Origin of the sequence: Pseudorhodobacter wandonensis (assembly GCF_001202035.1) — a bacterium.
Classification (GTDB): domain Bacteria; phylum Pseudomonadota; class Alphaproteobacteria; order Rhodobacterales; family Rhodobacteraceae; genus Pseudorhodobacter; species Pseudorhodobacter wandonensis.
In genome coordinates this window covers 1-4,935 of record NZ_LGHT01000012.1, presented here as the reverse complement: position 1 = coordinate 4,935, position 4,935 = coordinate 1, and the positions used below count along the sequence as shown (strand labels likewise).

Below are 4,935 nucleotides of genomic sequence, written 5' to 3'. Positions count from 1 at the left end.
CAGCCCGTATGCGCTTATCGCTCCGCGGCGCGAAAAACGACGGAAAGCACCACAATCTGCACAGCGGTGTCAGCATGTTCGGCCGCTTCTGCGACCGGCTCAGCCGTTACGCGCACCTTCAGCCGCACCCCTGACACAGCCGTCGCCTCAACCGTCCCAGCACTTTCCCCATAGATCGCACCAAGACCCCCGCGGCTTCCTCCTTGGGAGGTTTTCCAACGCGGGTCGTGGTCGCGCAAATGCGCAGCGTATCGCCGCGACCCGCATCAGAAAACCTTCACCTTCGCTGCGGGTGCATTGCCACTAACCTGATCATGAAAAACCAGACATTCACCATAACATTGCAATTAACACTTCCTGACACCGATACCTGCCTTGGATGCCTATTTCATCGCTAAAGGAATTCATGCCGCGGTCTGTGGGTAGTCATCGATCAGATGAAATTCCTCATCATCACCGCGAACCTTAATGAATAAGGCACTTACCAATTTGTGCATCATGGCGGCTTGCTTGTCAGAAGGACACCAGCCGCGCCGCGGTGATTGTTGCATCATGCTAAGTGACAAGCGCCGCTCCCATTCTGCGTTTGCGGACTTGGCAATGGTGGGCATGTGGAACAACAGTTCGTCCACATTGCGCGGGGGCAGGTTTGGGACACTCGCGTAAATCATGCGGCTGTCCTCCGTTACACACAGGCGCCGAACTTGCCGAGGGCGCTGCATTGTCGTTGTCGTGTATTGCGATACCGAGAAAATGGGCAACGAGATCCAGCGCTGTCGGATCGTCATAACTCGCCAATATTTTCATCATCACTCCAAAGTTATTGCGACTCTACTTATCGTCCGTTTGTAGTCGAAAATTGGGGCCGTACTTTGGCGGATCAGCGGAATTTACCATCGGTAACTCGACGCCTTTGCCTTTTCAGCGCCACATTTATTTGCGGCGCGCCTAAAACTTTGTGCTGCGTGTTGGACGGTCTTACGAGGTCTATCGGGGTGGTCCTGATGGGTACCAGATGGGTCAAAGCCACTCGATCAGCGGTTCAACTTAAGGCTGCAATCTTATCTGGTAGCACATTTCGCCGCGACGACGAGCCAACTGAACCAAATGCCTTACTTTTAACGATCTGAATTCAGGCCACAGAAGAGTGATCACACCGTCGTCGCAATGGAAACAATTAACACTTAATGGTTGTATTGTTGCTTAAAGTCCTTGTAATGTCATTTTACTGCGTGACGTCTTTGACAAGAAGCCAGTCACAAAAAACAATTAAAACGTGACTTTATAGGTTTTCTCCTATGCGGCCACACAGTTCTTGCTGAGAGGTCATTTCCCGTGAAAGTTGATCAATTTGAAACAGCCGATCTGTCTGTGCGTCCCGATTGGAGCGCCTATGCGACGGCCTATGATCTGTTGTCCGAGCACAACCCCGAATACCAAGCCCTACTGCAGGGTTTCGAGGTTTTTCTTACAGCCATAGAGATGCCTCAATTGATATATGACATCGGTGGTGGCACTGGAAACTACACTGAGATCGCGGCCCGTGTATGCCCTAATAGCGAGGTAAGTTTGGTAGAACCCGACGGGGGCATGATTGCGTCGGCGCGGTCCAAATTGGCAGCCTTCCGCAATATCAAATATGACAGCAGCACGCTTGAAGATTTCGATGCCCCAGGCACGGCTGATCTGGTCATTTGCATCCACTCTCTGTACGCGATGCCAGGGCAAGAGCAACGTCTCGGTGACTTGCGCCGGTTGCTCCGGCCGGGTGGCTTGCTCTACCTCATTGATCTCGGTCGTTACATGAACGTGACCGACTGGCGCAGCTACCTGTTCTCAAACCTGAAAAAAGAACTGGGGCTGGCAGGCGCGCTCCGAGTCTTTTGGCAGGGCCGAGAGATTGCCAAGCAGAACAATGCCATCCTCAAAGCGCAGAAAAAAGGTGTCTACTGGACGCACACCGAGGCTGAGATTGCATTGGCTGTTGCCGCAGCCGGTTTCGAAATCCTTAGACAGGAAACCGTTTATCGTGGCTACAGCGACCTCCTTATCTGTCGCGCAACGCCATAGTCCTGCAAGAGCGGAAAGAACCTGCCATGAACAATCAAGTCATTGAGGCGCTGCAGCGCTCCCGCTACAAAGTTCTGACCAGCAGTCAGGACCTCGAGCAGATATACCGCCTGCGCTACAATTGCTATCGCGCCGAAAGGTCGATCGCGGAAAACGAGCGTTGCATCATGACTGACCCGTTCGACGAGACCCCGAATTGCGTACATGTCGCGGTTGAAATGGATGGTAAGATGTTGGCGGCGGTGCGGCTGCATCTCGTGTCAAAGCTCTCGCTCACATCGCCAACGCTGGAGGTGTTCCCAGAGGTTCTGGATATGCTCAAGCGGGGACAAACGGCCCTCGATTCGACCCGTTTTGTGATCGCTCCTGAAGCTCGTAAACAGCGAGTACCATTGCACTTCCTCGTTCTGCGTATCCCATTTCTTGCCACAATGTTCTACGACATCGACCTGGCCCTTGCTGCCGTGCGGGTCGAGCACACCGCATTCTACCGCCGCTACCTTGGCTATGAGGTCTCGATGGAACCACGAAGCTATCCAGGGTTGAAAAAACCCACACAGCTTCTAACCGCAAAAGTTCGGGAGCAGCGCGACGCGGTTCTGGCACGCATACCGGTTTTCGGTCTCGTGGACGAGATCCCACATTCGAACATTGCTTTTCCGAATCTTCAGGGGGTTTATGTCGCTTCAACGGATGGCAGTTCCAAAGCGGCCTGATAGACCCATGTCGTGCTCATTCCTCAGGTCGCTAAGCGTTAATGGCTTCCAACGCATATTGCAGCATAGCCGATAACGCGCCACGTTGACTGTCGCAATATCGCCTCAAAGTAGAATCAGAATGAACGCTCTTTGCCTTGCAAATGGACAATTTTAAACGCATTTCAGCTTTAGCGTGCAATCTCGAGCGCTGCCGGAGATAACAATGCAAAACCTAAGCACACTTTGGGCGACACGGGGTGACTGGTTTACTTCCTACGGTAGAGAACAGAGTATCAAGGATTACATCCTCCTTACCAACCAGCTTTTATGGAAGCGGCAGGGGAGTTTTTTCGTTTCAGCCATACTGGCGGCACTCTACTTCGACCCAATCTCAATTTTCGCGTGCTACGTCTTTGTAATCCTTACCGAAGTGCTCGATGAGCTACTCGGTAGCAAGTCCAAAACCTGGGATGGTCGGGACCCAGTCGTGGGGCGGCAGATCCTCAAGCGCATCGCACTAAACACGGTCGCGAGTGGGTTGGCGATCAGCGTTTTTATCATCAACATTGCGGTTCAGCAGGAGGCATCGGCCGGGCATTTTACGCCGCTTTTCTTCTTATTTTCTGCCTCGGTCTTCGCAGCTATGTACAATAGCCAAATGATGGGCATCCTGATCTTGCGGCTCTCGATCTACGGCTTTGCGTTTCTATACATATCGCTTCTCGACGTGTTTCGTTATCGCCCACCGCTCAGTTCCCACATCTGGTTGGAGTTCTTCACTATTATCTTTGTGCTATACTTCATTAGCGACATATCACTGAAGTTCTACCTCGGCTACCAAGAGCGGCGAGAACAGATGAATCTGATACAAGAAGAAAACGAGCACACTAAAGATGCCTTGGAGGTCAAGTCGCGATTCTTGGCCACAGTCAGCCATGAATTACGCACGCCGCTGACTTCGATCATTGGATCTCTCGAACTCATAAATAACGACAAGCTCGGTTTGCTGCCCCTAGGCCTCAAGCCCCTCATCAGCATTGCGACCCGAAACGGGAAACGCCTCGCCGTCCTGATTGAAGACCTCCTCGATATGCAAAAGCTTGAGGCCGGCGAAGTGGTGTTTCATTTAAAGCCTATCAATGCGAACGACCTAGTATACGAAGCAATAAAGGCCACCTCAGGTTATGCCAGCAAGCTCGGCATCTATGTCACGACCGAGCCCTGCGAAGAGGCTTGCCAGATCACAGGCGACCACAACCGTCTGATCCAGGTGATGGCCAACCTGCTGTCGAACGCCCTTAAGTTCTCCTACGAAGGCGGAACGGTGAAGGTGCGTGTGGAAAACCTCGGCGGGCGCATCCGTATTTCGGTCCAAGACGAAGGATTGGGTATTCCGAACGGCGCCAAGGACTGCGTATTCGGAAAGTTTAGCCAAGTGGATTCCTCCGATGTTCGCAAGGCAGGCGGCACCGGCCTTGGGCTCAACATATCCAAGCAGATCGTCGAGCGCCACAATGCCACCATCGATTACGTCAGCGCACTGGGCGTGGGTTCAACCTTTTTTATAGAATTCGACCAACTGACAAACGAAAGTCGCCCGAGTGCCAACCTCGAACCGCTCGTGAAGTCGGCTTGAGGCGGGCGCAATTCGTTGAATTTGGGGTAAGATTCGTCTATGTATGAAGGCGCATGGTGGGATGAAAACTCCAAAGACAAAAGGGGGCCGCAGGAAATTGAATTATCCGTCTTTCGAGTAAAGATCTGATTTTGTTGTATTTCTCTTGGCTCACTTAGGCTCGATAACGCCGTGCGATACATTCCTTGCAAATGTCGGCTGGTACTGGACCTCAAATGCCTCATATTGCTGCGATGATCACCGAGGTCCGCTTTGGAGAAGCTCCACTGCGGCGTCGCGACACTTTGGGAATGTCAGTTTTGGTGAAGGTTTTCTGATGCGGGTCGCGGCGATACGCTGCGCATTTGCGCGACCACGACCCGCGTTGGAAAACCTCCCAAGGAGGAAGCCGCGGGGGTCTTGGTGCGATCTATGGGGAAAGTGCTGGGACGGTTGGGGCGACGGCTGTGTCAGGGGTGCGGCTGAAGGTGCGCGTAACGGCTGAGCCGGTCGCAGAAGCGGCCGAACATGCTGACACCGCTGTGCAGATTG

5 protein-coding genes are annotated in these 4,935 nt (G+C 52.9%); 4 read left to right on the top strand and 1 reads right to left on the bottom strand.

Annotation, left to right across the window (positions count from 1 at the left end):
• Positions 1-404: 404 nt before the first annotated feature.
• Positions 405-632 carry a hypothetical protein gene (locus AKU79_RS01390; protein WP_197087174.1) on the bottom strand — a complete coding sequence of 76 codons (228 nt, stop codon included), beginning with the start codon at positions 630-632 and terminating at the stop codon, positions 405-407.
• Between the two features lie 703 nt (positions 633-1,335).
• On the opposite strand from AKU79_RS01390, the gene AKU79_RS01385 reads away from it, so the two are divergent.
• The 4 genes from AKU79_RS01385 to AKU79_RS19620 form a co-directional block, all read left to right on the top strand.
• Complete coding sequence (locus AKU79_RS01385) at positions 1,336-2,070, top strand: class I SAM-dependent methyltransferase (protein ID WP_231580073.1); 735 nt, start codon at positions 1,336-1,338, stop codon at positions 2,068-2,070.
• Between the two features lie 26 nt (positions 2,071-2,096).
• Positions 2,097-2,786, top strand: a complete 690-nt coding sequence (locus AKU79_RS01380; RefSeq protein ID WP_050521802.1) for an N-acyl amino acid synthase FeeM domain-containing protein — start codon at positions 2,097-2,099, stop codon at positions 2,784-2,786.
• Positions 2,787-2,991: 205 nt separating this feature from the next.
• Positions 2,992-4,404, top strand: a complete 1,413-nt coding sequence (locus AKU79_RS01375) for a sensor histidine kinase (protein WP_050521801.1) — start codon at positions 2,992-2,994, stop codon at positions 4,402-4,404.
• A gap of 344 nt (positions 4,405-4,748) precedes the next feature.
• A partial coding sequence (locus tag AKU79_RS19620) for a hypothetical protein (RefSeq protein ID WP_231580072.1) occupies positions 4,749-4,935 on the top strand: 187 nt, incomplete at its 3' end.

Coding starts and splice junctions, on each gene's coding strand:
- AKU79_RS01380 (WP_050521802.1), top strand. CDS start 2,097: ATGAACAATCAAGTCATTGAGGCGCTGCAGCGCTCCCGCTACAAAGTT.
- AKU79_RS01375 (WP_050521801.1), top strand. CDS start 2,992: ATGCAAAACCTAAGCACACTTTGGGCGACACGGGGTGACTGGTTTACT.